The 24,222-nt window shown below is 72.6% G+C and carries 20 protein-coding genes and 1 pseudogene; 15 read left to right on the top strand and 6 right to left on the bottom strand.

Annotation, left to right across the window (positions count from 1 at the left end; all coding sequences use genetic code 11):
- The first annotated feature begins 4 nt into the window (after positions 1-4).
- Positions 5-1,270, top strand: coding sequence for a glycosyltransferase (locus ACFSL2_RS07620; RefSeq protein WP_377197271.1), 1,266 nt, complete (start codon positions 5-7; stop codon positions 1,268-1,270).
- A gap of 10 nt (positions 1,271-1,280) precedes the next feature.
- Here the strand turns inward: ACFSL2_RS07620 and ACFSL2_RS07615 are convergent, their stop codons facing one another.
- Complete coding sequence (locus tag ACFSL2_RS07615) at positions 1,281-1,955, bottom strand: class I SAM-dependent methyltransferase (RefSeq protein WP_377197270.1); 675 nt, start codon at positions 1,953-1,955, stop codon at positions 1,281-1,283.
- 82 nt (positions 1,956-2,037) lie between these two features.
- Between ACFSL2_RS07615 and ACFSL2_RS07610 the strand changes: the two genes are divergently transcribed.
- The 7 genes from ACFSL2_RS07610 to ACFSL2_RS07580 all read left to right on the top strand — a co-directional run bounded on the left by ACFSL2_RS07610 (position 2,038) and on the right by ACFSL2_RS07580 (position 9,280).
- A complete protein-coding gene (locus ACFSL2_RS07610) occupies positions 2,038-4,554 on the top strand; it encodes a RecQ family ATP-dependent DNA helicase (RefSeq protein ID WP_377197269.1) in 2,517 nt (838 codons plus the stop codon).
- Between the two features lie 81 nt (positions 4,555-4,635).
- Positions 4,636-5,823: a histidinol-phosphate transaminase gene (locus ACFSL2_RS07605; RefSeq protein ID WP_377200784.1), complete on the top strand. Its 1,188-nt coding sequence runs from the start codon at positions 4,636-4,638 to the stop codon at positions 5,821-5,823.
- Positions 5,820-6,419: an imidazoleglycerol-phosphate dehydratase HisB gene (gene hisB, locus ACFSL2_RS07600; protein ID WP_377197268.1), complete on the top strand. Its 600-nt coding sequence runs from the start codon at positions 5,820-5,822 to the stop codon at positions 6,417-6,419. The genes ACFSL2_RS07605 and hisB overlap by 4 nt, the downstream gene beginning before the upstream one ends.
- A 5-nt stretch (positions 6,420-6,424) precedes the next feature.
- Positions 6,425-7,036, top strand: a complete 612-nt coding sequence (locus ACFSL2_RS07595) for a hypothetical protein (RefSeq protein ID WP_377197267.1) — start codon at positions 6,425-6,427, stop codon at positions 7,034-7,036.
- Positions 7,037-7,038: 2 nt separating this feature from the next.
- Positions 7,039-7,683, top strand: coding sequence for an imidazole glycerol phosphate synthase subunit HisH (gene hisH, locus ACFSL2_RS07590; protein WP_377197266.1), 645 nt, complete (start codon positions 7,039-7,041; stop codon positions 7,681-7,683).
- A 104-nt stretch (positions 7,684-7,787) separates the two neighbouring features.
- On the top strand, positions 7,788-8,555 hold the full coding sequence (gene priA / locus ACFSL2_RS07585) for a bifunctional 1-(5-phosphoribosyl)-5-((5-phosphoribosylamino)methylideneamino)imidazole-4-carboxamide isomerase/phosphoribosylanthranilate isomerase PriA (protein ID WP_377197265.1): 768 nt from the start codon (positions 7,788-7,790) through the stop codon (positions 8,553-8,555).
- Complete coding sequence (locus ACFSL2_RS07580) at positions 8,552-9,280, top strand: SseB family protein (RefSeq protein ID WP_377197264.1); 729 nt, start codon at positions 8,552-8,554, stop codon at positions 9,278-9,280. Before priA ends, ACFSL2_RS07580 begins: the two co-directional genes overlap by 4 nt.
- Before the next feature lie 80 nt (positions 9,281-9,360).
- Here ACFSL2_RS07580 and ACFSL2_RS07575 read toward each other — a convergent pair whose 3' ends face one another.
- Genes ACFSL2_RS07575 through ACFSL2_RS07565 form a run of 3 tightly spaced genes read right to left on the bottom strand, consistent with a single transcriptional unit; the run spans position 9,361 to position 11,044 of the window.
- The gene (locus ACFSL2_RS07575; protein ID WP_377197263.1) at positions 9,361-10,116 is read right to left on the bottom strand and encodes a S1C family serine protease; all 756 of its coding nucleotides are present in this window, start codon (positions 10,114-10,116) and stop codon (positions 9,361-9,363) included.
- On the bottom strand, positions 10,113-10,667 hold the full coding sequence (locus ACFSL2_RS07570; RefSeq protein WP_377197262.1) for a hypothetical protein: 555 nt from the start codon (positions 10,665-10,667) through the stop codon (positions 10,113-10,115). The genes ACFSL2_RS07575 and ACFSL2_RS07570 overlap by 4 nt, the downstream gene beginning before the upstream one ends.
- Positions 10,667-11,044 (bottom strand): DUF1844 domain-containing protein, encoded by a 378-nt coding sequence (locus ACFSL2_RS07565; protein WP_377197261.1) that lies wholly within the window; start codon positions 11,042-11,044, stop codon positions 10,667-10,669. The genes ACFSL2_RS07570 and ACFSL2_RS07565 overlap by 1 nt, the downstream gene beginning before the upstream one ends.
- Before the next feature lie 98 nt (positions 11,045-11,142).
- Between ACFSL2_RS07565 and ACFSL2_RS07560 the strand changes: the two are divergent.
- From ACFSL2_RS07560 to ACFSL2_RS07550, 3 genes and pseudogenes are all read left to right on the top strand, one after another.
- A pseudogene (locus tag ACFSL2_RS07560) lies at positions 11,143-14,198 on the top strand (alpha-mannosidase).
- A gap of 193 nt (positions 14,199-14,391) precedes the next feature.
- Positions 14,392-15,690 (top strand): ABC transporter substrate-binding protein, encoded by a 1,299-nt coding sequence (locus ACFSL2_RS07555; protein WP_377197260.1) that lies wholly within the window; start codon positions 14,392-14,394, stop codon positions 15,688-15,690.
- A 195-nt stretch (positions 15,691-15,885) separates the two neighbouring features.
- Positions 15,886-19,128, top strand: coding sequence for a GH92 family glycosyl hydrolase (locus ACFSL2_RS07550; RefSeq protein WP_377197259.1), 3,243 nt, complete (start codon positions 15,886-15,888; stop codon positions 19,126-19,128).
- Between the two features lie 84 nt (positions 19,129-19,212).
- On the opposite strand, the gene ACFSL2_RS07545 is transcribed toward ACFSL2_RS07550, so the two are convergent.
- Positions 19,213-20,670, bottom strand: coding sequence for a catalase (locus ACFSL2_RS07545; RefSeq protein WP_377200783.1), 1,458 nt, complete (start codon positions 20,668-20,670; stop codon positions 19,213-19,215).
- 120 nt (positions 20,671-20,790) lie between these two features.
- Complete coding sequence (locus tag ACFSL2_RS07540; protein ID WP_377197258.1) at positions 20,791-21,222, bottom strand: Fur family transcriptional regulator; 432 nt, start codon at positions 21,220-21,222, stop codon at positions 20,791-20,793.
- Between the two features lie 290 nt (positions 21,223-21,512).
- On the opposite strand from ACFSL2_RS07540, the gene infC reads away from it, so the two are divergent.
- From infC to ACFSL2_RS07520, 4 genes are all read left to right on the top strand, one after another.
- A complete protein-coding gene (gene infC / locus ACFSL2_RS07535; protein ID WP_377197257.1) occupies positions 21,513-22,565 on the top strand; it encodes a translation initiation factor IF-3 in 1,053 nt (350 codons plus the stop codon).
- Positions 22,566-22,669: 104 nt separating this feature from the next.
- Positions 22,670-22,864, top strand: a complete 195-nt coding sequence (gene rpmI, locus ACFSL2_RS07530) for a 50S ribosomal protein L35 (protein ID WP_377197256.1) — start codon at positions 22,670-22,672, stop codon at positions 22,862-22,864.
- 68 nt (positions 22,865-22,932) lie between these two features.
- Positions 22,933-23,316, top strand: coding sequence for a 50S ribosomal protein L20 (rplT, locus tag ACFSL2_RS07525; RefSeq protein WP_108490904.1), 384 nt, complete (start codon positions 22,933-22,935; stop codon positions 23,314-23,316).
- Positions 23,317-23,378: 62 nt separating this feature from the next.
- On the top strand, positions 23,379-24,215 hold the full coding sequence (locus tag ACFSL2_RS07520) for a TrmH family RNA methyltransferase (protein WP_377197255.1): 837 nt from the start codon (positions 23,379-23,381) through the stop codon (positions 24,213-24,215).
- The last annotated feature ends 7 nt before the right edge of the window (positions 24,216-24,222 follow it).

Genomic DNA, 24,222 nt, shown 5'->3' with positions numbered 1-24,222 from the left:
CCTGATGAGGGCGCTGCTCATGACGCTGGGGACGCGCGGCGACGTACAGCCGTTCCTCGCGCTGGCACAGGGTCTGCAGGCGGCCGGGCACGAAGCGGTCGTCGTCGCGCCCCACCGGTTCGCGGACTTCGCCGCCGCGCACGGCGTCGCCTTCGCGGGGGTCGACGACGGACCCGTGGCGCTCCTGGACGGCGAGAACGCCGGCGCGCTGCTCGAGGGCGGCATCGGTGCCCGGCTGAACCTGATGCGCACCCTGCCGGCGATGTTCACGCGGGTGCTGGAGGACTGCTGGTCGGTCGCGCGCGGCTCCGGAGCCGACGTGGTGGTCCACAACGGCCAGATCGTCGCCGGCCAGCACGTCGCCGAGGCGCTGGGCGTGCCCGCCGTGCTCGCGCTGCCCATCCCGATGTACGTGCCGACCCGCGAGTTTCCCTGGCCGGGCGTGGAGCTGCCGGCCCGGCTGCCCGCCACCCTGAACCGCGCGACGTTCGCCGGCATGAAGAGCACGGCGCTGATGTTCAGCGGCGGCATCGACCGCTGGCGCCGCGACGCCCTGGGCCTGCCACGCCGGCGCGGGCGGCACGACCCGATGCGGCGGCCCGACGGCGGGCACGCCCCCGTGCTGCACGCGTACAGCCCCTCGGTGCTGCCGCGGCCCGCCGACTGGCCTCCGGAGGCCAGGACCACCGGGTACTGGGAGCTGGCCGGCGAGCCGAGCCCCCTGCCGGAGGACCTGCTCCGCTTCGTCGCGGACGGCACCCCACCCGTCTTCGTCGGCTTCGGCTCGATGGCCGGCGCCGACCCCGCGCGGACCACCCGCACGGTGCTGGAGGCGGTCCGGCGGTCCGGGTGCCGCCTCGTGGTCGGCGCGGGCTGGGGCGGCCTGGACGTCAGCGACCTCCCCGGCGACGTGTTCGCGGTGACGGACGTCGACTACCGCGCCCTGTTCCCGCACATGGCCGCCGTGGTACATCACGGCGGTGCCGGCACCACCGGCGTCGCGTTCGCCGCCGGCCGGCCACAGCTCGTCTGCCCGTTCGTGGCCGACCAGCCGTTCTGGGGCCGCCTCGTGCAGCGGCTCGGCGTGGGCCCGGCGCCGCAGCCGCAGAAGAAGCTCGAACCGGCGGCGCTCGCGGCCGCCCTGACGGAGCTGGTCGGCAGCCCGGCCATGTCCCGCGCGGCGCGGCGCATCGGCGAACAGGTCCGGGCCGAGGACGGCGTCGATACGGCGGTCCGGGCGCTGGAGGTGATCGCCCGGCAGCGTACGTGACCGGCCGGCGTCAGTCGTCGGCGCCGACCGTGCGGACCACGGCGTACTGGTAGCGGTGGCTGCTGCCCGGGCGGCTCGGCCGCGTCCACCAGGACTCGACCGTGCCGTGCTCGCCGAGACGCTCATGCACCGTCTGGTCGGTGCGGCGGTGAAAGTAGCGCGGTGGTCCGTAGCCCTCGTCGGGTGCGGCCAGCGGGCCGACGGTCAGCTCCTGGGCGCCCCACATGCCCACCGCGAACAGCCCGCCGGGGACGAGCACGCGCGTGATCTCGCCCAGCGCGGCGTCCAGCTCGGCGTCGTCGAGATGCATCAGCGTGCTCATCGACCAGGCGGCGTCGAAGGCATCGTCGCCGAACGGGAGCTCGGTCGCCGACGCGACCCGGGCGTCCAGGCCGGCCGCCCGGGCGACCTCGACCATGCCGGGGGAGAGGTCCGTCCCCGTGTACTCGAACCCTGCCGCCTCGATCGCCGCCCCGTCGATCCCCGGGCCGCAGCCGATCTCCAGCACGGTGCGGCGTCGCTCGGTGGCGAGCAGGACGAGGAACTCCTCCTGTGCGGCCGTGCGCCACGGCGGGATCGGCCGGTGGGCCCGGTCAGCGGCCTCGGCGTCGTAGTACGCCCGGAAGTTCGCGTGGCGCACCTCCCGGTCCGCCTGCGGGTCGGGCACGTCCGTGGTGGAGGTCACGGGCGGTGATTCTACGGATCTCCGGGCCGGAACCTGTGGACGACCCGCACGCGGTGTCGGTGGCTGCTCCTAGGATCGTGACGTGACCAAGGACCCCTTCGCAGATCTGCCCTTCAACGTGGAGGAGCCGCCGGACGACGCAGCGTTCCTGACCGAGGTCGGTGATCCGGCGCCGCCGCCCTCCGCCCGGAACACGCCTGAGGCGCAGGCCGCCAAGCTCCAGATGCTGCGCGGTCTGCTGGACGAGGGAGCGGCGGCCGCCGCCGCGACGGCCGCTGCCGCGCCACCGCCGCCGGCCACGGCGTCCGGTCCCGTACCGGACCCTGTGCCCGACGCGCCGGACGCGCCGCCCGAGCCGGTCGAGCCGGTCGAGCCGGCCGTGTCACCGGTCACCACCGCCACGCCGGGCGCCTCGTTGCGTGCGGAGGCCGAGGCTGCGCTGCGCGAGCTGGTCGGCCGCGACGACGCGCGGCTGCGGGACGACCAGTGGACCGCCATCGAGGCGCTGGCCGCCTTCCGTCGCCGGGCGCTCGTGGTGCAGCGCACCGGGTGGGGCAAGTCGGCCGTGTACTTCGTCGCCACCCGCCTGCTGCGGGCGCGCGGCGCCGGTCCCACGGTGATCGTGTCGCCGCTGCTGGCGCTCATGCGCGACCAGATCTCGGCGGCCGCCCGAGCGGGGATCCGCGCGGTGACCATCAACTCGGCCAACATGACCGAGTGGGACGAGGTGCACGCGTCGATCGCGCGCGGCGAGGTGGACGTGCTGCTCTGCTCGCCGGAACGGTTGAACAACCCCGCGTTCCGCGACGAGGTGCTCCCGCGCCTGGCGGCCGACGCAGGCCTCGTGGTCATCGACGAGGCGCACTGCATCTCGGACTGGGGGCACGACTTCCGCCCCGACTACCGGCGCATCCGCACGCTCCTGGCCGACCTGCCCACGGGCATCCCCGTGCTCGCCACGACCGCCACGGCGAACGAGCGCGTCACCCAGGACGTGGCCGAGCAGCTCGCCGTGCACGCGGACGGCGCGAGCGACGAGCCCGTGCTGGTGCTCCGCGGCGGCCTCGACCGTGAGTCGCTGCACCTGGCCGTGCTGGAGCTCGGCGACCAGCCCACGCGGGTGGCGTGGCTGGCCGAGGCGCTGCAGGACATCGAGGGGTCCGGCATCGTCTACTGCCTCACGGTGTCGGCGGCCGAGCAGGTCGCCGAACAGCTGCGTGGCTACGGCCTCGGGGTCGCCGCGTACACCGGCCGCACCGAGCCCGCGCAGCGCGAGCAGCTGGAGGCGGACCTCAAGAACAACGAGGTCAAGGCGCTCGTCGCGACCTCGGCGCTGGGCATGGGCTTCGACAAGCCCGACCTGGCGTTCGTCGTGCACCTGGGCGCGCCGTCCTCGCCGATCGCCTACTACCAGCAGGTGGGACGTGCCGGCCGTGGCGTCGACCAGGCGCTGGTGGTGCTGCTCCCGGGGGTCGAGGACAAGGCGATCTGGGACTGGTTCGGCGAGCAGGCGTTCCCCGCCGAGGGTCAGGTACGGGCCACGCTCGACGCGCTGCGTGACGGCGGCACCATGTCGACGGCGGTGCTGGAGACCCAGGTGGACCTGCGCCGGTCCCGCCTGGAGACCATGCTCAAGGTGCTCGACGTCGACGGCGCGGTCCGCCGGGTGCGCGGCGGCTGGGAGTCGACGGGCCAGGCGTGGTCGTACGACGCCGAGCGATACGCCCGCGTCGCCGCCAACCGGGCCGCGGAGCAGCAGGCCATGGTCGACTACGTCGCCACCCAGGGCTGCCGCATGGCGTACCTGCGCGCCCAGCTCGACGACCCGGAGCTGACCCCGGGCTGGCAGTGCGGGCGCTGTGACCGGTGCGGTGCGATGGACCTGCCCGAGGCGCCCGACGCCGAGGCGGTCGCCGCGGCGCGGGCCGAGATGGACCGCCCGGGCGTCGAGGTCGAGACCCGCAAGATGTGGCCGACGGGCCTGGCGTCGATCGGCCTGGACCTCAAGGGCAAGATCCTGCCGGCCGAGCTGGCCGAACCCGGTCGGGCCGTCGCCCGGCTCGACGGCCTGGGCTGGTCCGGACCGCTGCGCGACCTGCTCGCCCCGACCGCCGGCGACGGTGAGCTCCCGGTGCCGCTGCGCCGTGCCGCCGCGCGGGTGCTGGACGAGTGGAGCGCGCTGCGCCCCGCCGTCGCGCCCGCCGAGGCGGACGACGGGGAGGCAGGTGCCGCGGAGCCCGGCCCGCTCGTGATCGAGGCCGTCGTGGCGGTCCGGTCGATCAAGCGGCCGCAGCTGTCGTACCACCTGGCCACCGGGCTGGCGAAGTACCTCGGCGTGCCGATGATCGGCGCGATCGGTCCCGTCGCCGGGCAGGAGGAGCCCGGGCGGCACGACGTGAACTCCGCCATGCGGCTCGCCGGGGTGGCGCGCCGGCTGCAGCTGCAGCTCGGCGAGGGTGCGCTCCGGGGTCTGCCGGGTCGCACGGTGCTGCTCGTGGACGACTACACCGACTCGGGCTGGACGCTCACGGTCGCCGCCCGGCTGCTCCGCCAGGCCGGCGCGGGCGCCGTGTACCCGTTCGTGCTGGGCGTGCGGTGACCGTGCGGTGATCATGCCCACTCGCCCGGTGGGCGGACTCATACCAGGTCGGCGCCGCACGGTTCGTAGACTGGTCGGGTGATGACCCACGCCGTCGACCAGCACAGTGCGGAGGACAGCGCGCCCTCGGTGCGGCTGCCGTTGCGCCCCGAGCTCGCGGACGAGAAACCCTATGGCGCGCCCCAGCTCGACGTCCCGGTGCTGCTGAACGTCAACGAGAACCCGTATCCGCCCGGCGAGGAGGTGGTTGCGACCATCGCCGAGGAGGTGGCGCGCGCCGCCCGCGGGATGAACCGCTATCCGGACCGCGACGCGACCGGGCTGCGCCGGGACCTGGCGGACTACCTCGAGGTCGAGACGGGCGTCAGCCTGGAGCACCTCGACGTGTGGGCCGCGAACGGGTCCAACGAGGTGATGCTGCACGTGCTGCAGGCCTTCGGCGGCCCGGGCCGCACGGCCCTGTCGTTCGCCCCGACCTACTCCATGTACCCGGAGTACGCGCGCGACACGCACACGGCCTGGTCGGTCGGCCGCCGGGAGAGCGACTTCACGCTCGACCCCGCCTATGCCGCCGAGACCATCCGCGAGGTGGCGCCGTCGGTGATCCTGCTGGCCAGCCCGAACAACCCGACCGGCACGGCGCTGCCGACGGCCACCGTCGAGGCGGTCTGCGACGCCGCCCTGACCGTCGACGTCGACGGTGCGCATCCCGTCGTCGTGGTGGACGAGGCGTACGCGGAGTTCCGGCGTCCCGGCACCCCGTCGGCGGTAGCGCTGCTGGAGCGGTATCCGAACCTGGCGGTCACCCGCACCATGTCCAAGGCGTTCGCTGCGGCCGGTGCGCGGCTCGGCTACCTGGTCGCCTCGGGCGACTTCGTGGACGCACTGCGGATCGTGCGCCTCCCGTACCACCTGAGCGCGATCACGCAGGCAGCGGCGGGTGCCGCGCTGCGGCACCGGGAGTCGCTCATGGCGCAGGTCGCCACGCTGCGCGCCGAGCGCGACGACTGCGTCGCCTGGCTGCGTGCGCAGCGGCTGCCGAGCGGTCTCCCGTTCGAGGTGGCCGAGACGGACGCCAACTTCGTGCTGTTCGGCACGTTCAGCGATCGGCACGCGGTGTGGCAGGGTCTGCTGGATCGCGGCGTGCTGATCCGCGAGACCGGCCCCGACGGCTGGCTGCGCGTGTCGATCGGCACGCCCGCAGAGATGGCCGCGTTCCGCGCGGCGCTCACCGAGGTTCTGGGTCAGCAGGGAGAGGAACGGTCATGAGCAGGACAGCACGCGTCGAGCGCGCCACGTCCGAGTCGAAGGTGCTGGTCGAGCTCGACCTCGACGGCACGGGACGTACCGAGATCAGCACGAGCGTGCCGTTCTACGACCACATGCTCACCGCGCTCGGCAAGCACTCGCTGATCGACCTCACGGTGCAGGCGACCGGCGACACCCACATCGACGCCCACCACACGGTCGAGGACGTGGCGATCAGCCTCGGCGAGGCGTTGCGTCAGGCCCTCGGCGACAAGGCCGGCATCTCCCGGTTCGGCGACGCGCTCGTGCCGCTCGACGAGGCGCTCGCGCAAGCGGTGGTCGACGTGTCGGGCAGGCCCTACCTGGTGCACGAGGGTGAGCCGGCCGGCCAGGAGTACCACCTCATCGGCGGCCACTTCACCGGTTCGCTGACCCGGCACGTGCTGGAGTCGATCGCCCACCACGCGGGCATCTGCCTGCACGTACGGGTGCTCGCCGGCAGGGACCCGCACCACATCGTCGAAGCTCAGTTCAAGGCGCTGGCGCGTGCGCTGCGCGCCGCCGTCGCCGTCGACCCCCGGGTCGACGGCATCCCGTCCACGAAGGGTGCGCTCTAGCCGCCATGTCCGACAGCACCGACAGCACCAGGCCCGAGAACGACGGGTCCAGCAGCAACACGCCGACCGGCGACGACCTGCCCGACTTCGATCTCGACAACCTCGAGATCCCGGACGACCTGTCGTCCCTGACCGGCAGCGGCGAGCCGGAGTTCGCTGCGCTCATCACGCAGATCGCCGGCGCCGAGCCGCTCGCCGCGGCCAGCTCCCTGGCGCAGCTCGACCTCGACGCCGTACCCACCGCCGTCGGGGCCGTCGGCGTGCTCCGCGATCTTGCGGGCGACGCGCCCGAACAGGCCGCGGCGGCGGTCTCCCAGCTCGTCCGGGGAGTCCCGCTCGTCCTGGTGACGCGCACCGGCGAGCAGATGACGGCGGTCCGGTTCTCCGACGGGGCCCGCGGCGACGAGCTCGCCCCGGGTCTCGTGCTCGGCGGCGCTCCCGAGGACGTGGTCGACCTGCTGACGGGCGCCACCTCCGTGGACGACTTCGACGGCGTCGTGGGCTCGACCTCGATCAGCAAGTTCAAGGCGGTGCGGATGCTGACGTCCGCGGCGCGCAAGGCACGCAAGGGCATGGGCAAGGGCGAGCCCGGCCCGGACAGCACGGACGGGGCCTGAGCGTGGGCACGAGGGTCGTCGTACTCGACTACGGTTTCGGCAACGTGCGGTCCGCCGTCCGCTCGCTGGAACGGGTCGGTGCGGACGTGACGCTGACCGCCGACCGCGCCACCGCGCAGGAGGCCGACGGCCTCGTGGTGCCGGGGGTCGGTGCGTTCGCCGCCTGCATGGCGGGGCTGAAGGCGGTCCGCGGGCACGAGGTGGTGGGCCGCAGGCTCGCCGGCAACCGTCCGGTCCTCGGCATCTGCGTGGGTATGCAGGTCATGTTCGACGCCGGGGTGGAGCACGGTGAGCGCGCCGACGGCATCGGCGAGTGGCCCGGTGTCGTCGAGCGGCTGCAGGCCGAGGTCGTGCCGCACATGGGCTGGTCGCCGGTCGACGTGCCCGACGGGTCGGTCCTCTTCGACGGGATCGCCGACGAGCGGTTCTACTTCGTGCACTCGTACGCCGCCCAGGCCTTCACCAAGGGGTACGACGAGAACGCCGTGGGGATCTTCTCCCCGCCGAAGGTCACCTGGGCCGACCACGGCGGCCGCTTCGTCGCGGCCGTGGAGGACGGCCCCTTGGCGGCGACCCAGTTCCACCCGGAGAAGTCGGGCGACGCGGGCGCGAGCCTCCTGGAGAACTGGGTCCGCTCGCTCGCCTAACCCCCACCCACGACCCGTTGAGTGCTGGATATTTGTCGTCCGGCAGGGGTCGATACGACAAATACCCAGCACTCAGCTCAGACTCAGACTGACTTTGGAGAGATATGTCCGACCGCCTCGTGCTCCTGCCCGCCGTCGACGTCGCCGACGGCCAGGCCGTCCGCCTCGTCCAAGGGGAGGCCGGATCCGAGACCTCGTACGGCGACCCGCTCACGGCCGCCCTGGACTGGCAGTCCGGTGGCGCCGAGTGGGTCCACCTCGTGGACCTGGACGCCGCCTTCGGGCGCGGTTCCAACGCCGAGCTGCTGGCCCGGGTGGTGGGTGAGCTCGACGTGCAGGTGGAGCTGTCGGGCGGGATCCGCGACGACGAGTCGCTGAAGCGTGCGCTCGCGACCGGCGCCCGGCGTATCAACCTGGGCACCGCCGCGCTGGAGGACCCGGCCTGGACGGCCAAGGTGATCGGCGAGCACGGCGACCGCGTCGCCGTGGGGCTCGACGTGCGCGGCACCACGCTCGCCGCACGCGGCTGGACCAAGGAGGGCGGCGACCTCTGGGAGGTCCTCGACCGGCTGGACGCGGCCGGCTGCGCCCGCTACGTGGTCACGGACGTCACCAAGGACGGCACGCTGCGCGGCCCCAACCTCGACCTGCTGTCCGACGTCGCCGCGCGCACCTCCGCGCACGTCGTCGCCTCGGGCGGCATCTCGTCGCTCGACGACCTCAGCGCGCTCCGCTCGCTGGGCACCATCGAGGGCGCCGTGGTCGGCAAGGCGCTGTACGCGGGCGCGTTCACGCTGCCCGAGGCGCTCGACGTCGCCGGCCGCCCGGCTGCCGGGGCAGCCGGGCGCACGAGCGACGAGGCGCCGGAGTGAAGTCGATCCAGCCCTCCAGCCAGTTCGCGGACGACGACGGCTCGGCCGACGACGAGCTGACCAGCCTGCTGGCCGGCTACACGACCGGGACGGTCCAGCTGCGCGACGTCGTCGCCCGGCTGGCCGAGACCCGGGTGCTGGTCCCGGTGCTGGCCGAGCTCGGTGTCGCGGAGCAGAACCCGGACGGGTTGCCCGTCGACAAGGAGGCGTCCTCGGGAGTCGTGGCGCTCGAAGCACCGGACGGGCGCCGAGCGCTGCCCGTCTTCACGTCGGTCGCAGCCATGCAGACCTGGCGACCCGACGCGCGCCCGGTACCCGTCGAGGCCACGCGCGCCGCCCTGTCCGCGGTGAACGAGAACTGGGCCCTCATTGTCGTGGACCCCGCCGGGCCCGCGACGGCGCTCGTCCCGCGACCTGCCGTCTGGGCGCTCGCGCAGGGCGAGGAGTGGCGGCCGGCCCTCGTCCCGCACGAGGACGGGTTGGCCGTGGACCCCGAGATCGCGTCGGAGATCGCGGTCGCGGCCGCGCCCGTGCAGCACGTGGTGCGGGCGCACGCCGAGCCCGGGCGCAAGGCCGAGGTCGCAGTGGTGCTCGGGCTCGACCCGGGGCTGGACCGCGCCGGGCTCGACACGGTGCTGGGCCAGGTCAACGCCCGGCTCGCGGCGTCACAGGTGATCTCGGCCCGGGTGGACTCGCTGGAGCTGCGGATCGGCGCGGCGCGCTGACAGCGGCGAGCCGCTGCACAGCGCGAGATGACCATGCACCTGCTGCCAGAACGGGCTCCGTTCTGGCAGCAGGTGCATGGTCAACAACCCGTTGCCGGGGTGAACGCCGTGTCGTCGGCCAGCATGTCCTGCAGCGTCGACAGGGGCACGAGCAGGCTGTTGTCGTCCGCGGTCTTCGCGTAGACGACGCCGATCACCCGACCCTTGTCGTCCAGCGCTGCCGACCCGGACGAGCCGGGCTCGACCGGGGCGTCCGTGAGCAGCACCTCGCCGAGGTTCGCGTTCAGCGGGTCGCGCGTCGTGCCCATGACCTCGCCCTCCGTCACGGTGAGCTCCCCGCCCGCCGGGTAGCCCACCACGGTGACGGGATCGCCCGGCTTCGGGTCGGTCTTCGCCAGCTCCGGGAACGACGGCAGCGGGTCGGTGGTCCGGACGACGGCCAGGTCCGCGAGCCCCGCCGTCGCCGTCGCGCCGACGGTGATGTCATGCCCGTCGTACGTGCTGACCTCGAGCTCCTCCGAGTCTGCGACGACGTGCTTGTTGGTGATCAGCGTGTGGTCGTCGATGGCGAACCCCGAACCCGTCGACAGCTCCTCGCAGCCGACGTTCCGGATCCGGACCGCCATGCGCTCCACGGCGTCGAACCCGTCGGGGCTCAGGGTGTCACTGCCGGCCGCGGGGGACAGGTCCACCGGTGTGGACGGCACAATGTCGCTCGGCACCGGTTCCGGCAGGGGCGGCAGCACACCGCAGCCGCCCAGTGACAGCGACCCGGCCACGAAGAGGGCTCCGGCGGCGAGGGCCCGGCCCGCGCGCGAGCGCCCTCCCCACCTCACGGTCGCAGCTCCTGCTGCAGCGACTCGTTGGCCTGCTCGGCATCCGCGCAGAGCTCGTTGACCTGCCGCTCGTAGCGGTTCAGGTCCGCGGCCTCGTACTGGTCGGCGTCCTTGAGGTAGCCGACGAGCTGCTCCTGGCCCGACACGCACTGCCCCAGCGCCGAGGCGACCGTGGCGGCAGCGGCGCTGACCTGGGTCTGGTAGTCGAGGTACTGCTGCGAGGCGACGTTCTCGTCACCGAGCTGGGCCTTCTCGTTCGCCAGGTCCGTGATGCGCGCCGTCGCGGTGGAGAGCTGGTCGCGGGCGGCCTTGAGCTCCGAGTTGGCACCGTCGAGCTGCAGCTGCAAGGACGCCACCTCCTCGGCGTACCCGTGCGCCTTCTCCTCCCACTCGGCGGAGCTGCGCTGCCAGCGGACGGTCGTCAGCCACAGGTAGGCGCCGACGGCGATGGTGGCGACCAGCAGGACGGCGAGCACACGAGAGCCGCGGCCACGGCGCGGACCCGGTTCCGGAGCTGGGCCGGGTGCCGCTACGAGGGGAGCTTCGGTCATCAGACGACGGAACCCGTGTACTTCTCGCCCGGCCCCTCGCCCGCCGCGTCGGGGATCACCGACGCCTCGCGGAACGCGAGCTGGAGGCTGCGCAGGCCGTCCCGCAGCGAGCGGGCGTGCTGGTTGCCGATGTCCGGCGCGCTCGCGACCACCAGCGCGGCCAGCGCGGTGATCAGCTTGCGGGCCTCGTCGAGGTCCTTGAGCTCCTCGGCGTCATCGCCCTCGGCCAGCCCGCACTTCACGGCGGCGGCGCTCATGAGGTGTACGGCGGCGGTCGTGATGACCTCGACGGCCGCGACCTGGGCGATGTCACGGGTGGCCTGATCGGTGCCGACCGGAGCGTCGATGCCGGCGGGGGTCTCATCGGTGGAGCTCATGGGCACCATCTTTCCATCCCGGCGAGGGTGCGGGTGAACATCTCGTCCGGGCGGGTAGCCTGCGTGCGTTCAAAGGTGACACAGGGGGAGGCCCTTCGATGCACGACGACATCACACTGACCACCGGGCGCGCGCGACGCGTGCTGACGGAGCGCATCTGGCCGGCGGTCCACGGGACGTCCGTACCGCTCGACGTCGAGTGGCACGTGCTGCCGGGGGAGCCGGTCTCCCCGCAGGAGGGGCTGGCCCTGACGATGGAGCCGTACGAGGTGGGCACACCGTGGGGCCGGGCCTGGGGCACCACGTGGTTCCGCCTGACGGGCACGGTCCCGGCCGAGTGGGCGGGGCGGGCGGTGGAGGTCGTGGTCGACCTGGGCTTCGACACGAACATGCCCGGCTTCCAGTCCGAGGCGCTGGTGTACCGCCCGGACGGCAGCCCGGTGAAGTCGATCAACCCTCGCAACCAGCACGTCCCGGTGTCCGACGCCGCGGCCGGCGGCGAACAGGTCGAGCTGTACCTGGAGGGTGCCTCCAACCCCGTGCTGCTGGGGCACGACCTGTTCCAGCAGACCCAGGAGGGCGACACCAGGACATCCTCGCCGCGGCCCCTGTACACGACCCGGCGCATGGACCTCGCGGTCTTCGAGGCCGAGGTGCACGACCTCGCGCTCGACGTCGAAGTGCTCCTCGAGCTGCAGGCCGAGCTGCCCACCGGCCCGCGCCGCATGCGGATCCTGCAGGCCCTCGACGACGCCCTCGACGCGCTCGACCTGCAGCGCATCCCCGAGACAGCCGCCGCGGCCCGGGCGGCGCTCGCGGACGTGCTCGCCAGCCCGGCCGAGCCGAGCGCCCACGAGATCTCCGCAGTCGGGCACGCGCACATCGACTCGGCGTGGTTGTGGCCGGTGCGGGAGACGATCCGCAAGGTCGCGCGCACCACGTCGTCCATGGCGGACCTCATCGACCGTACCGACGACTTCGTGTACGGCATGTCCTCGGCCCAGCAGTACGCGTGGGTCAAGGAGCACCGGCCCGAGGTGTGGACCCGGATCAAGGACGCCGTGGCATCGGGGCGCTTCCTGCCGCTGGGTGGCATGTGGGTCGAGTCCGACACCGTGATGCCGTCGGGTGAGGCGCTCGCCCGCCAGTTCTCCCAGGGGCAGCGGTTCTTCGAGCGTGAGCTCGGCGTGCGCACCCGCGGCGTCTGGCTGCCCGACTCGTTCGGCTACTCCCCGGCCCTGCCGCAGCTCGTGCGCCGCGCCGGGTTCGACTGGTTCTTCACGCAGAAGATCTCCTGGAACCAGGTCAACAAGTTTCCGCACCACACGTTCTGGTGGGAGGGCATCGACGGCTCCCGCGTGCTGACCCACTTCCCGCCCATGGACACCTACAACTCGCAGCTCTCGGGCGAGGAGGTCGCCAAGGCGGCGCACCAGTTCCGCGAGTCGCGGTACGCGTCCGGCTCCATCGCCCCGGTCGGCTGGGGCGACGGTGGCGGCGGCACCACCCGCGAGATGACCGGCAAGGCCGCTCGCCTGGCGGATCTCGAGGGCAGCGCGAAGGTCCGCTGGGAGCACCCCGACGCGTTCTTCGAGCGGGCTCGCACCGAGCTGGTCGCATCGGGGCACGGTGACAGCGCTGTCTGGGTCGGCGAGCTCTACCTGGAGCTGCACCGGGCCACGCTGACGTCGCAGCACAGGACCAAGCAGGGCAACCGGCGCAACGAGCAGCTGCTGGTCGAGGCCGAGGCATGGGCGGCGACGGCGTCGGCCCGCACCGGGGCGGACTACCCGTACGACGAGCTGGACGCGCTGTGGCAGCAGGTGCTCCTGCTGCAGTTCCACGACATCCTGCCCGGCACGTCGATCGCCTGGGTGCACCGCGAGACCGTGGCGCAGCACGCGGCGATCACCGCGGGCGCGCAGGCGATCATCGACCGCTCCCTGCGCACCCTGGTCGGCGAGGGGGACACCGTCCTGCGCGCCAACCCGGCCGCGTTCGCCCAGGCGGGCGTGCCCGCGCTCGGCGTCGGCACCGCGACGGGTCCGACGGCCGCGCCGAGCACGCTGACCGAGCTGCCCGACGGCGGGTACGTCCTGGCGAACGACCTGGTCCAGGTCACCCTGGACGGGGCGGGCCACGTGACTTCCGCGATCGACCTGGCCACGGGCCGCGAAGCGGTGGCGCCCGGGCGGCAGGCGAACGTGCTGCAGCTGCACCAGGACTTCCCGAACAAGTGGGACGCCTGGGACGTGGACCGGTTCTACCGCAACGCGGTGACCGACCTGCGCGCGGCGGAGCGCGTGACCGCCGCCGTGGAGAACGGTGTGGCAGTCGTGACGGTGCACCGCACCTTCTCCGCGTCCAGCCTCGACCAGGTCATCACGCTCGCGCCCGGCAGCCGGACCCTCGAGGTCTCGATGCGGACCGACTGGCACGAGGCCGAGAAGTTCCTCAAGGTCGCGTTCCCGCTCGACGTGCGCGCCGAGCACATCGCGGCGGAGACCCAGTTCGGCTTCCACCAGCGGGTCACGCACACCAACACGAGCTGGGAGTCGGCGAAGTTCGAGACCTCCATGCACCGGTGGGTGCTCGCGCAGGAGCCCGGCTTCGGTGTCGGCCTGGTCAACGACTCCGTGTACGGGTACGACATGACCCGCGAGGTGTCCGACGACGGCGTGGCGCCGGCACCGGGTTCGCCCGCGGTGACGACCACCGTGCGCCTGTCGCTGCTGCGGGCGCCGCGCTTCCCGGACCCGGAGACCGACCAGGGGTGCAGACCCACCGGTACGGCCTGGTCGTGGGCGTGGACACCGCCGGGGCGACCGAGGCGGGAGCCACGTTCGGCGCCCGTCCGCGCGAGCTGCGTGGGGCGTCCGACGTCGATCCCCTGGTCAGCGTGTCGGGCGGCGTGACGCTCTCGGCGGTCAAGCTCGCCGACGACCGGTCGGGTGACCTCGTGGTGCGCGTCTACGAGGCGCTGGGCCGTCGTGCGTCGGGCACCGTCACGGTGGCGGCGCCCGTCGCCGGCGCCCGCACCGTGAGCCTGATCGAGGACGACCTGGACGGTGGCGCGGTGGACCTGACGGAGCAGGGCCTCGCCGTCGAGCTGGGCCCGTTCGAGGTCCGCACGCTGCGCTTCGCCCGGGACTGAGACCGGCTCCCGGCGTGCCGGGGCGACAGTTCACCCCCGTGACCTGTCGCCCCGGCACGCCAGGACGGGCTCCTCTTGACACCATCGGGGGCACGCGCCACGCTTCCGGCCCAGATCGCCTCGGCGTGGCGACCGAGGCAGCACCGGGCACGTACTCCAGGACGCGACGAGGCATCTGCTGGAAGGAGCTGTCATGAAGATCAGGAGGATCGGGGCGGCAGGAGCGGCCCTGACCGTGCTGGCCGCCCTCGGCGGCTGCTCCTTCAGCGCTGCGGACCGTGGCAGCGGCGGCACGGAGGCGGCCTCCGGGCTGCGGCCCGTGAGCGGAGTGACCGGTGAGGTCACCCTGCAGACCTGGGCACTCGAACCCGGCTTCGCCCCGTACATCGAGGGCGTCATCGCCGACTTCGAGCGGGAGCACCCCGGTACGACGGTGACCTGGATCGACCAGCCGGGTGAGGGGTACTCGGCGAAGGTGCTCGCGCAGGCCGCCGCGGGCGAGCTGCCCGACGTCACGAACCTGCCGCCGGACTTCGCGCTCCTGCTGGCACGCGAGGGTCTGCTGACCGACATCGCCGGGGCCGACGAGACCCTCGCGGACACCTACGTGCCCGGCGCGCTGGCCGCCTACCGGTACGCGAGGCTCGAGGGCACCTACGGATACCCCTGGTACCTGACCACGGATCTGAACTACTGGAACACCGAGATGTTCGAGAACGCGGGTCTGGACCCGGCGACGCCGCCGACCACCCTGGACGAGCTCGTCGAGCAGGCGCGCACCATGATGGACACCACCGGCGACTACCTGATGAGCCGCACACCGGGGCTGGGTGACTTCGCGGCCGCGGGTCTGCCCGTGCTGTCCGACGACGGCACCGAGTTCACGTTCAACACGCCCGAGGCGGCCGAGCTCCTCGACGTCTACCGCGCGGCGTACGCCGACGGGCTGCTGCCCGACGACGTGCTCACCGACGCCTACCTCGGCAACAGCCGGCTGTTCGTCGAGGGCCGGGTGGCGTGGTCGACCGGTGGGGGCAACTTCATCAACCGGGTGCTCCAGGAGAACCCGTCGCTGGAGGGCAAGATCGCCTCGTCGCCGTACCTGGGCGCCACTCCGTTGTACGTGCAGGGGCTGTCGGTCTCGGACGAGTCGGCGAACCGGCCGGCAGCGGTCGCGCTGGCGAAGTTCGTGACGAACGCCGCCAACCAGGAGGCGTTCGCGGCGGAGGTGCCCGGCGTCTTCCCGTCCACCACCGCCTCGCAGGGCGACCCCGATCTCGCCCGGAGCGACGGCACCCCGCAGGGTGACGCCAAGGAGATCGCGTTCAGCGGCCTCACCACGGCCGAGGTGCTCCAGCCGGTCGAGGTGGACGACGCGATGACGGCGGTCGTCAACCAGGAGTTCGCGGCGGCCATCGCGGGGGAGAGGACCTCGCGGCAAGCGCTCGACGCGGCGGTCGACGAGTGCAACATGCTGCTCGCAGACCTGTGACCGACGCGCGCGACGCCGGGGCACACCCCGGTCCGCGCCGCACGACAGTGCCGACGGACCTCCCGCAGGACGAGGCCGCGGCAGCCACCCGGGCGTTCCTCGCCCGCGACGAAAGGCCACTGCCATCGCTCACGACTGCGACTCCGCCGCGCTCGCGGACGGCACCCTGACGGACCGGCTCCAGGAGGGGGCGGCATGACCGGGCCGGAACACGTCCCGGCAGGCCGGCCCGGGGTCGGCCTGACGGGCGAGCACGCCCGGCTGATCGGCCACCGCCGCGAGGACGGCACGGTGGGCGAGGACCGCACGGCGGGCGAGAACCGCACAGTGGTGCTCGACGGCCTCGACGTCCCGCTCGAGGCCGGTCTCGCCCTGCGCTACGTCCTCCTGCCGGTGCTCGACCGCGACCTCACGTACCGCTCGACCTACGCCGCCGTCGACCTGCTGCTCGACGACGGCACGTGGCTCTCCCGGACGGAGGCCGGGCGCACGCTCACCGACCAGCACGGCATGCCGGCGACCGCCGTCGGGCAGGGCGACGCGCGGATCCTGGTGCCCGACCACTGGAACTCGGTCCACGTCGATGTCGGCCGCGCGGCCGACGAGGTGGTCGGACGGCGCGTGCGTGCGGCCGCCGTGGTGACCGCGCCGCCCGACGGCGGCGACTGTGTGGTCTGGCTCGACGCGGTCACGGTCGGACCGTACGCAGAACCCGCGGTGACCAGCCGCACGGACCTCGTCGACACCCGGCGGGGCACCCACTCGTCAGGCGCGTACTCGCGCGGCAACACCCTGCCGGCGGCAGCGGTGCCGAACGGCTTCACGATGTGGGTCCCGCTGACCGACGCGTCGTCGGCGAGCTGGCTCTACTCGTGGGCGGCGCACAACGGCCCCGGAAACCGGCCACGCCTGCAGGGCGTCGGCATCTCGCACGAACCGAGCCCGTGGATGGGGGACCGCGACCAGCTCGCGTTCCACCTGGTCCCGGCGCGCCCCGGCGACCAAGGGGTCCCGGACGCGGGTCTGGAGTCCCGCGCCGTCGGTTTCTCGCACGACGCCGAGACGGCCCGCCCGCACCGGTACGCCGTCGAACTGGACGACGGCGCCCGCGTGGCCGTCGCGGCGTCCGACCACGGCGGCGTGCTCCGGTTCACGTTCCCGCCCGGTGCCACCACCGGGCACCTGGTCATCGACGCCGTGAGCGACGCAGGTGCGGACGGGCCGCCCGTGGCCGTGACGGTGCACGACGACGGCACCCTCACCGGGTGGAGCGACCACGGCAGCGTGCTCTCGGTGGGACGCAGCCGCATGTACGTGGTGGGCCGGATCTCCCGGCCGGTGCTGCGCACCGGGCGCGCCCGCGGCCGGGACCACGCGACCTACGCGACCGTCGCGCTGGACCCCCCGACCGGCCCCGGCACCGGAGCCGACCCGGTGGCGGGGCGCACGGTCGAGGTGCGGGTGGCAACCTCCTACATCAGCGAGGACCTCGCCTGGCACGCCCTGGAGCGTGAGGTGAGCGGCTCCTTCGCCGACGTCGCCGCGCACGCGCGGGCACAGTGGGACGACCGCCTCGGGGTGCTCGACGTCGAGGGCGCCACCCGGGAGCAGCGGGTCACCCTCTACTCGAACCTGTACCGGCTGAACCTCTACCCGTCCTCGTACACCGAGACTGGGGCCGACGGCGCGCCCGTGCACGCCTCGCCGGTGCTCGACGGCGCCCCGGCCGTACCCGGCGAGATGTTCGTCAACCACGGGTTCTGGGACACCTACCGCACCTGCTGGCCCGCCTACGCGCTGCTGTACCCGGACCTGGCGGCCCGGCTCGCCGACGGCTTCGTCCAGCAGTACCGCGAGGGCGGCTGGGTGGCGCGGTGGTCGTCGCCGGGCTACGCGGACCTGATGACCGGCACCTCCTCCGACGTCGCGTTCGCCGACCTGTACCTGCGCGGCGTCCCGCTGCCCGACCCCCTCGCCACCTACGACGCAGGCCTGCGCAATGCGACCGCCCTGCCGACCCGGTCCGGCGTAGGGCGCAAGGGCCAGGACTTCGCGCTCACCCACGGCTGGGTGCCGCGCTCCGTCGACGAGTCGGTGTCCTGGAGCCTCGAGGGCTACATCAACGACGCCGGCCTGGCCCGCATGGCCGAGGCGCTCGCGGACGCGCCCGGGACACCGGAGGGCCGCCGCCGTGCGCTGCGCGACGATGCCGCGTACCTGCGGCAGAGCTCGCTCGGGTACGTGCACCTCTTCGACCCGGCGACCGGGTTCTTCCGGGGACGCGGCCGGGACGGCTCGTTCGGCGCAGGACCGTTCGACCCGGGGGAGTGGGGCGGGGACTACACGGAGTCCGACGCCTGGAACTTCCTGTTCCACCCGGTGCACGACGGCGCCGGCCTGGCCGGCCTGCACGGCGGCACGGACGGGCTCGAGCGGTTGCTGGAGCGGTTCTTCACCACGCCGGAGCGGGCGGACAAGCCCGGGTCCTACGGGTTCGTGATCCACGAGATGGTCGAGGCCCGCGACGTGCGCCTGGGCCAGCTGGGTCAGTCCAACCAGGTGTCGCACCACATCCCGTACACGTGGCTGTTCGCGGGGCGGCCGGACCGTACGCAGGAGACGGTCCGCGAGATCCTGGCCCGGCTGTGGACCGGCAACGACATCGGGCAGGGCTACCACGGCGACGAGGACAACGGTGAGATGTCCGCCTGGTACGTGCTCTCTGCCCTGGGGCTGTACCCCCTGGAGATCGGTTCGTCGCGCTGGGCGGTCACGTCGCCGCTCTTCGAGCGTGCGGTGGTGCACCGGCCGGACGGCGACCTGGTGGTCGAGGCGCCGGACGCGGCCGACCGCTGGTACGTGGCCGGCCTGGAGCTGACCGACCGTGCGGGCACGGCGAGGGCGGTCACGTCGCCCGCTGTCGAGCACGACGACCTGGCCGGCGGAGCGACCCTACGGTTCGACCTGTCGGCGACGCCGACGCGCTGGGGCGTGCCGATGCCGTCGGACGCCAGGGCCGAGGCCGTGGCCTCGACCGGGGCGTGGCAGCGGCTCGGCGGCAGCTGGCACGGCCCCGGCGGGGCGCTTCCCCGGCTGACGGACGGCGACCTGACCACGTCGACGGAGCTGGCCGGGACGCTCGAGTGGCAGCCCACCTCGGAGATTCCGCACGAAGCGGTGCTGCGTGCGTACACGCTCACCTGCGGTCCTGCGCCGGCAGTCGGCGACGGCACGCCGCCGTCGGCCTGGCGGCTGGTCGCGGACGACGGGCGGGTGCTGGACGAGCGGTCCGGCCAGGAGTGGCGCTGGCCGGGCCAGCTGCGGCCGTTCGTGCTGGACGAGCCCGTACCGCTGGCCGGCGCCGTGCCGGTGACCGGGCTCCGGCTGGAGCTGAGCGACGGGCGGGCCCTCGCTCAGGTGGAGCTGCTCGGAGGCTAGGCACGTTCGGCGGCTGCCCGGAGCTCCGGGCAGCACGAAGGCCGGGCCCCCGACGGGACCCGGCCTTCTACCGCTGTGCTGCGATCAGGCAGCGACGGCCGCGCGCAGCTTGGCGCCCAGCTCCGCGTCGACGTTCGTCCAGTACTGGAAGAACCGCTCCCGGATCTCGTCGATCGTGATGGACCGGCCCTGCCCGGTCAGGGTCTCCAGGAAGCGCGCCTTGGCGCCGTCGTCGAAGACCTCGCGGTACAGCGTGCCGGCCTGGCCGAAGTCGTCGTCCTCGGCGTGCAGCGTCTGGGCGGACCGCACGAGCTCGCCGTCCGACTCCCACGCCGACTCGACACCGCGCGCCGGGTCGGCCACAGGGCCGCCCTGCTCCCCGAAGGAGTTCGGCGTGTACACCCGGTGCTCGGGGCCGTTGAAGTGGTACTGCATCGAGCCCTCGTGCATGTAGTTGGCCACGGGGGCGGCGTGCGGCTGGTTGACCGGCAGCTGGTTGAAGTTGGCGCCGATGCGGTGCCGGTGCGCGTCGTTGTACGCGAAGACGCGGGCCATGAGCATCTTGTCGGGGGAGATGCCCGTGCCCGGCACCTGGTTGCCCGGCGAGAACGCGGCCTGCTCGATCTCGGCGAAGAAGTTGCGCGGGTTGCGGTTCAGCGTGAACGTGCCGACCTTGATCAGGGGGTAGTCGGCGTGCGGCCACACCTTCGTCATGTCGAAGGGGTTGAACCGGTAGTTCTTGGCGTCCTCGTACGGCATGACCTGGACCTTGACGTCCCACGAGGGGTACTCGCCGCGGTCGATCGACTCGTACAGGTCGCGGCGGTAGTAGTCGGCGTCCTCGCCGGCGATCCGCTCCGCCTCGGCGCTCGACATGTTCTCCACGCCCTGCTGCGAGATGAAGTGGTACTGCACCCAGAACCGCTCGCCCTCGGCGTTGACCCACTGGTACGTGTGCGAGCCGTAGCCGTTGAGGTGGCGCCACGACTTCGACAGGCCACGGTCACCCATGACGTAGGTGACCTGGTGCGCCGACTCGGGCGACAGCGTCCAGAAGTCCCACTGCATGTCGGCGTCGCGCAGGCCCGAGGCGCCGAGGCGCTTCTGGGAGTGGATGAAGTCCGGGAACTTCATCGCGTCGCGGAGGAAGAAGACCGGCGTGTTGTTGCCGACGACGTCGAGGTTGCCCTCGGTGGTGTAGAAGCGCAGGGAGAAGCCCCGCACGTCGCGCCACGTGTCGGGCGAGCCCTGCTCGCCGGCGACGGAGGAGAAGCGCAGCAGCGTCTCGCTCGTCGCACCCTTCTGGAACACCGCGGCACGCGTGTACTGCGAGACGTCCTCGGTCACGACGAACTCGCCGAACGCCCCGCCGCCCTTGGCGTGGGGGTTGCGCTCCGGCACGCGCTCACGGTTGAACGAGGCGAGCTTCTCGACCAGGTAACGGTCGTGCAGGACGGTCGCGCCGTCCGCGCCGACGCTCAACGAGCGTGCGTCGCTGGCGACCGGGGTACCGGTCTGCGTGGTGGTGTAAGGGGTAGTCATCTCAGACATGCCTTCCTTTGCTCCTGCTTGCGGGGGTTCTTGCGGGTTCGGCGTGGTCGACGAGGGCTCGGTTCCTGGTTGGGCGCCCGGCCCGGCGCCCCGGCTCGCTGCGGCGCGGCCTCAGGCGCTGCAGTCCGGGCACAGGCCCCAGTAGGTGACCTCGGCGGTCTCGACCACGAACCCGTGGTCGTCGCTCGGGGTCAGGCACGGCGCGTGGCCGACGGTGCAGTCCACGTCGCCGATGGCGCCGCACCGGCGGCAGACGACGTGGTGGTGGTTGTCGCCGGTCCGGCGCTCGTAGCGCGCCGGGTGTCCGGCCGGCTCGATCCGGCGCAGGAGATCCGCGTCGGTGAGCGCGTGCAGCACGTCGTAGACCGCCTGTACGGACACGGTGCCGAGTTCTTCCCGGACCGAGCTCAGCACGTCGTCCGCCGTGGCGTGCTGCTGCTCGCCCACTGCGCGCAGTGCCGCGACGCGGGCGGCCGTCACGCGGAGACCGGCGCCACGGAGGAGATCCTCGGGCATCGTGGGAGCAGGGGCGGTGGACGGCATGCCTCGGAGCCTAGACCCTAAACTGGAATGATTCCAGTTGTGGGTCGTGTCGTGTCCCGCGCCCCGCGCGAGTGGCGGCCGACCTCACACCAGCCGGGATGGCGGGGGCCGTCGTCGTGCTGCTATCGTTGAGCCACGACCGACCCGGTGCGAGCCGGGTACACAAAGTGGATCACCATCCCACCCGAGTCACGACCGAGCGCCGAGCAGGTGCCGACAGAGTCCGGGTCCTAGGTCGGGTGCAGAGGTTCGGCGTTGTTCTGGCTGAACCCCCGCACCCTTTCCTTGCGATGGCTTCCACCTGTGTTCAGGGCGGGAGCCATTTCTCGTTCCTGGTGGTCAATCAACGACTTCCAAGGAGCATCACCATCACCGAGCCTCGCATCAACGACCGGATCCGTGTCCCCGAGGTCCGTCTCATCGGGCCTGGCGGGGAGCAGGTCGGCGTGGTTGCCACGGCGGTCGCCCTGAAGCTCGCCCAGGACGCTGACCTCGACCTCGTCGAGGTTGCGCCGGACGCCCGCCCGCCCGTCGCCAAGCTCATGGACTTCGGCAAGTTCAAGTACGAGTCCGACATGAAGGCACGAGAGGCACGGCGCAACCAGGCGAACACGGTCCTCAAGGAGATCCGGTTCCGTCTCAAGATCGACCCGCACGACTACGGCACCAAGAAGGGCCACGTCGTTCGCTTCCTGTCGGCCGGTGACAAGGTCAAGGTCATGATCATGTTCCGTGGCCGTGAGCAGTCGCGCCCGGAGATGGGTCGTCGCCTGCTGGAGCGTCTGGCGGAGGACGTCTCGGACCTCGGTTTCGTCGAGTCCATGCCCAAGCAGGACGGTCGCAACATGACCATGGTGCTCGGGCCGGTCAAGCGGAAGGCAGACGCCAAGGTCGAGCAGCGCAAGCGCGCCGATGAGGTCAACGCTGGTCGGATGACCAAGTCGGAGGCCAAGGCGCGGGCGCGTGCGGCCGACGAGCCCGAGAGCTCGGAGCCGGTCGAGGACCAGGTGGACGAGGCGGCCGAGACCCCGGTCGAGGAGCCTGCCGCAGCGCCGGCCCCCGAGTCCGTCGTCGAGGAGCCCGTCGCGGAGGCCGAGCCGGTCGCCGAGCCGGAGGCTGCCGTCGAGCCCGAGCCCGAGCCCGAGCCCGCTGCGGAAGCGGAGCCGGAGCCCGTCGTCGAGACGCCGGCCCCGGAGCCGAAGCCGGCCACCAAGCCTGCGGCCAAGGCTGCCTCGAAGCCGGCAGCGAAGCCGGCGGCCAAGGCGGATCCCAAGCCCGTACCGGCACCCAAGCCGACGCCGAAGCCCGTGGCTCCCAAGCCGCGTGCACCGCGCAAGGCCTGAGGCCACGGTCACCAAGACCACTACGACACCGGGTCGGCCTACCGACCCAGGTACAACGTCGCCGCTCCAGCAGCGGTCGACCGACATGAGGAGAGACGGCAGTCATGCCGAAGAACAAGACGCACTCCGGCTCGAAGAAGCGGTTCAAGGTCACGGGTAGCGGCAAGATCATGCGTGAGCAGACCAACGCGCGCCACTACCTCGAGCACAAGTCCAGCCGTCGCACGCGTCGTCTGGCCATGGACCAGGCCGTTGCACCGGCCGACGTCAAGAAGGTCAAGAAGCTGCTCGGTAAGTGACCTTTATGGCGTGCGCCTGACGGGCGTCGCCAAGAACCCTTCCAGCCCCGAAGTACAAGGAGTCTCACGTGGCACGCGTGAAGCGGGCAGTAAATGCCCAGAAGAAGCGCCGTACAACCCTCGAGCGCGCCGCCGGTTACCGCGGCCAGCGCTCGCGCCTCTACCGCAAGGCGAAGGAGCAGGTCACCCACTCGCTCGTCTACGCGTACCGTGACCGGAAGGCGCGCAAGGGCGACTTCCGCAAGCTGTGGATCCAGCGCATCAACGCTGCCTCCCGCGCGCAGGGTCTGACCTACAACCGCCTCATCCAGGGCCTGAAGGCCGCTGGTGTCGAGGTCGACCGTCGCATGCTCGCGGAGCTTGCGGTCAACGACGTCGCGGCGTTCAACGCCCTCGTCCAGGTCGCCAAGGACGCGCTGCCGGCGGATGTCAACGCCCCGGCCGCTGCCTGAGGTTGAGCAGTTCACCGGACGCCCGGCCAGATTCCTCTACGGAGGCCCCGTCAGTGCTTGATGTGACGCTCGTGAATCCGCGAGCCGACCGCATCAAGCAGGTACGGGCACTGGCCGGGCGTTCGGCGCGCTCCCGGCACGACCTCTACCTGGTCGAAGGGCCGCAGGGCGTGCGAGAAGCCGTGCGGCATGCGGGGCGGTCGGTGCGCGACGTCTACCTGACGCGCGCCGCCGCGGAGCGGTACGCCGAGATCGTCGACGACGCGCGGTCCGCCGGACTGTTCCTGCACCTCGGCACACCCGAGGTGCTCGAGGCGATGAGCGCCGACGCCCAGGGCGTGCTCGCCGTCGTGCGGTCCACGACGCCGACGCTGAGCGAGGCACTGGCCGCCCGGGATCCCGCGCGAGCGGGCCGGCCACTGCTGGCCGCCGTGCTCGCCACCGTTCGCGACCCCGGAAACGCCGGCACCGTCATCCGAGCCGCCGACGCCGCGGGCGCCGACCTGGTGGTCCTCGCTGGGGAGAGCGTGGACGTGCACAACCCCAAGGTGGTGCGCTCCACCGCCGGGTCGCTGTTCCACCTGCCCGTCGTCACCGGGCTCGCGCTCGACACCGCGCTGACGCAGCTGCGCGCGGCCGGGTGCCACGTCCTCGCCGCCGACGGCACGGGCCCGCTCGACCTGGACGAGCTCCTGGACGACGCCGGGAGCGGCGCCGTCCCGGACCTCGCCGGTCCCACCGCCTGGGTGTTCGGCAACGAGGCCTGGGGCCTGCCCGAGGCGGACCGTGCGCTGGCCGACGCCGTCGTCCGGGTACCCATCCGGGGCAAGGCGGAGTCCCTCAACCTGGCGACCGCAGCGACCGTCTGCCTGTACGCGAGCAGCCGGGCCCAGCGCTGACGGCGCC

Source organism: Promicromonospora aerolata, assembly GCF_042682255.1.
GTDB lineage: Bacteria > Actinomycetota > Actinomycetes > Actinomycetales > Cellulomonadaceae > Promicromonospora > Promicromonospora aerolata.
Note: the sequence above shows the minus strand (reverse complement) of the source record. Positions and strands in the feature narration are given on the sequence as shown.

Coding starts and splice junctions, on each gene's coding strand:
- ACFSL2_RS07540 (WP_377197258.1), bottom strand. CDS start 21,222: ATGCCGTCCACCGCCCCTGCTCCCACGATGCCCGAGGATCTCCTCCGT.
- ACFSL2_RS07620 (WP_377197271.1), top strand. CDS start 5: ATGAGGGCGCTGCTCATGACGCTGGGGACGCGCGGCGACGTACAGCCG.
- hisB (WP_377197268.1), top strand. CDS start 5,820: ATGAGCAGGACAGCACGCGTCGAGCGCGCCACGTCCGAGTCGAAGGTG.
- rpmI (WP_377197256.1), top strand. CDS start 22,670: ATGCCGAAGAACAAGACGCACTCCGGCTCGAAGAAGCGGTTCAAGGTC.
- infC (WP_377197257.1), top strand. CDS start 21,513: ATGGCTTCCACCTGTGTTCAGGGCGGGAGCCATTTCTCGTTCCTGGTG.
- ACFSL2_RS07605 (WP_377200784.1), top strand. CDS start 4,636: ATGACCCACGCCGTCGACCAGCACAGTGCGGAGGACAGCGCGCCCTCG.
- ACFSL2_RS07550 (WP_377197259.1), top strand. CDS start 15,886: ATGACCGGGCCGGAACACGTCCCGGCAGGCCGGCCCGGGGTCGGCCTG.
- priA (WP_377197265.1), top strand. CDS start 7,788: ATGTCCGACCGCCTCGTGCTCCTGCCCGCCGTCGACGTCGCCGACGGC.
- ACFSL2_RS07570 (WP_377197262.1), bottom strand. CDS start 10,667: ATGACCGAAGCTCCCCTCGTAGCGGCACCCGGCCCAGCTCCGGAACCG.
- ACFSL2_RS07545 (WP_377200783.1), bottom strand. CDS start 20,670: ATGACTACCCCTTACACCACCACGCAGACCGGTACCCCGGTCGCCAGC.
- ACFSL2_RS07555 (WP_377197260.1), top strand. CDS start 14,392: ATGAAGATCAGGAGGATCGGGGCGGCAGGAGCGGCCCTGACCGTGCTG.
- ACFSL2_RS07595 (WP_377197267.1), top strand. CDS start 6,425: ATGTCCGACAGCACCGACAGCACCAGGCCCGAGAACGACGGGTCCAGC.
- ACFSL2_RS07565 (WP_377197261.1), bottom strand. CDS start 11,044: ATGAGCTCCACCGATGAGACCCCCGCCGGCATCGACGCTCCGGTCGGC.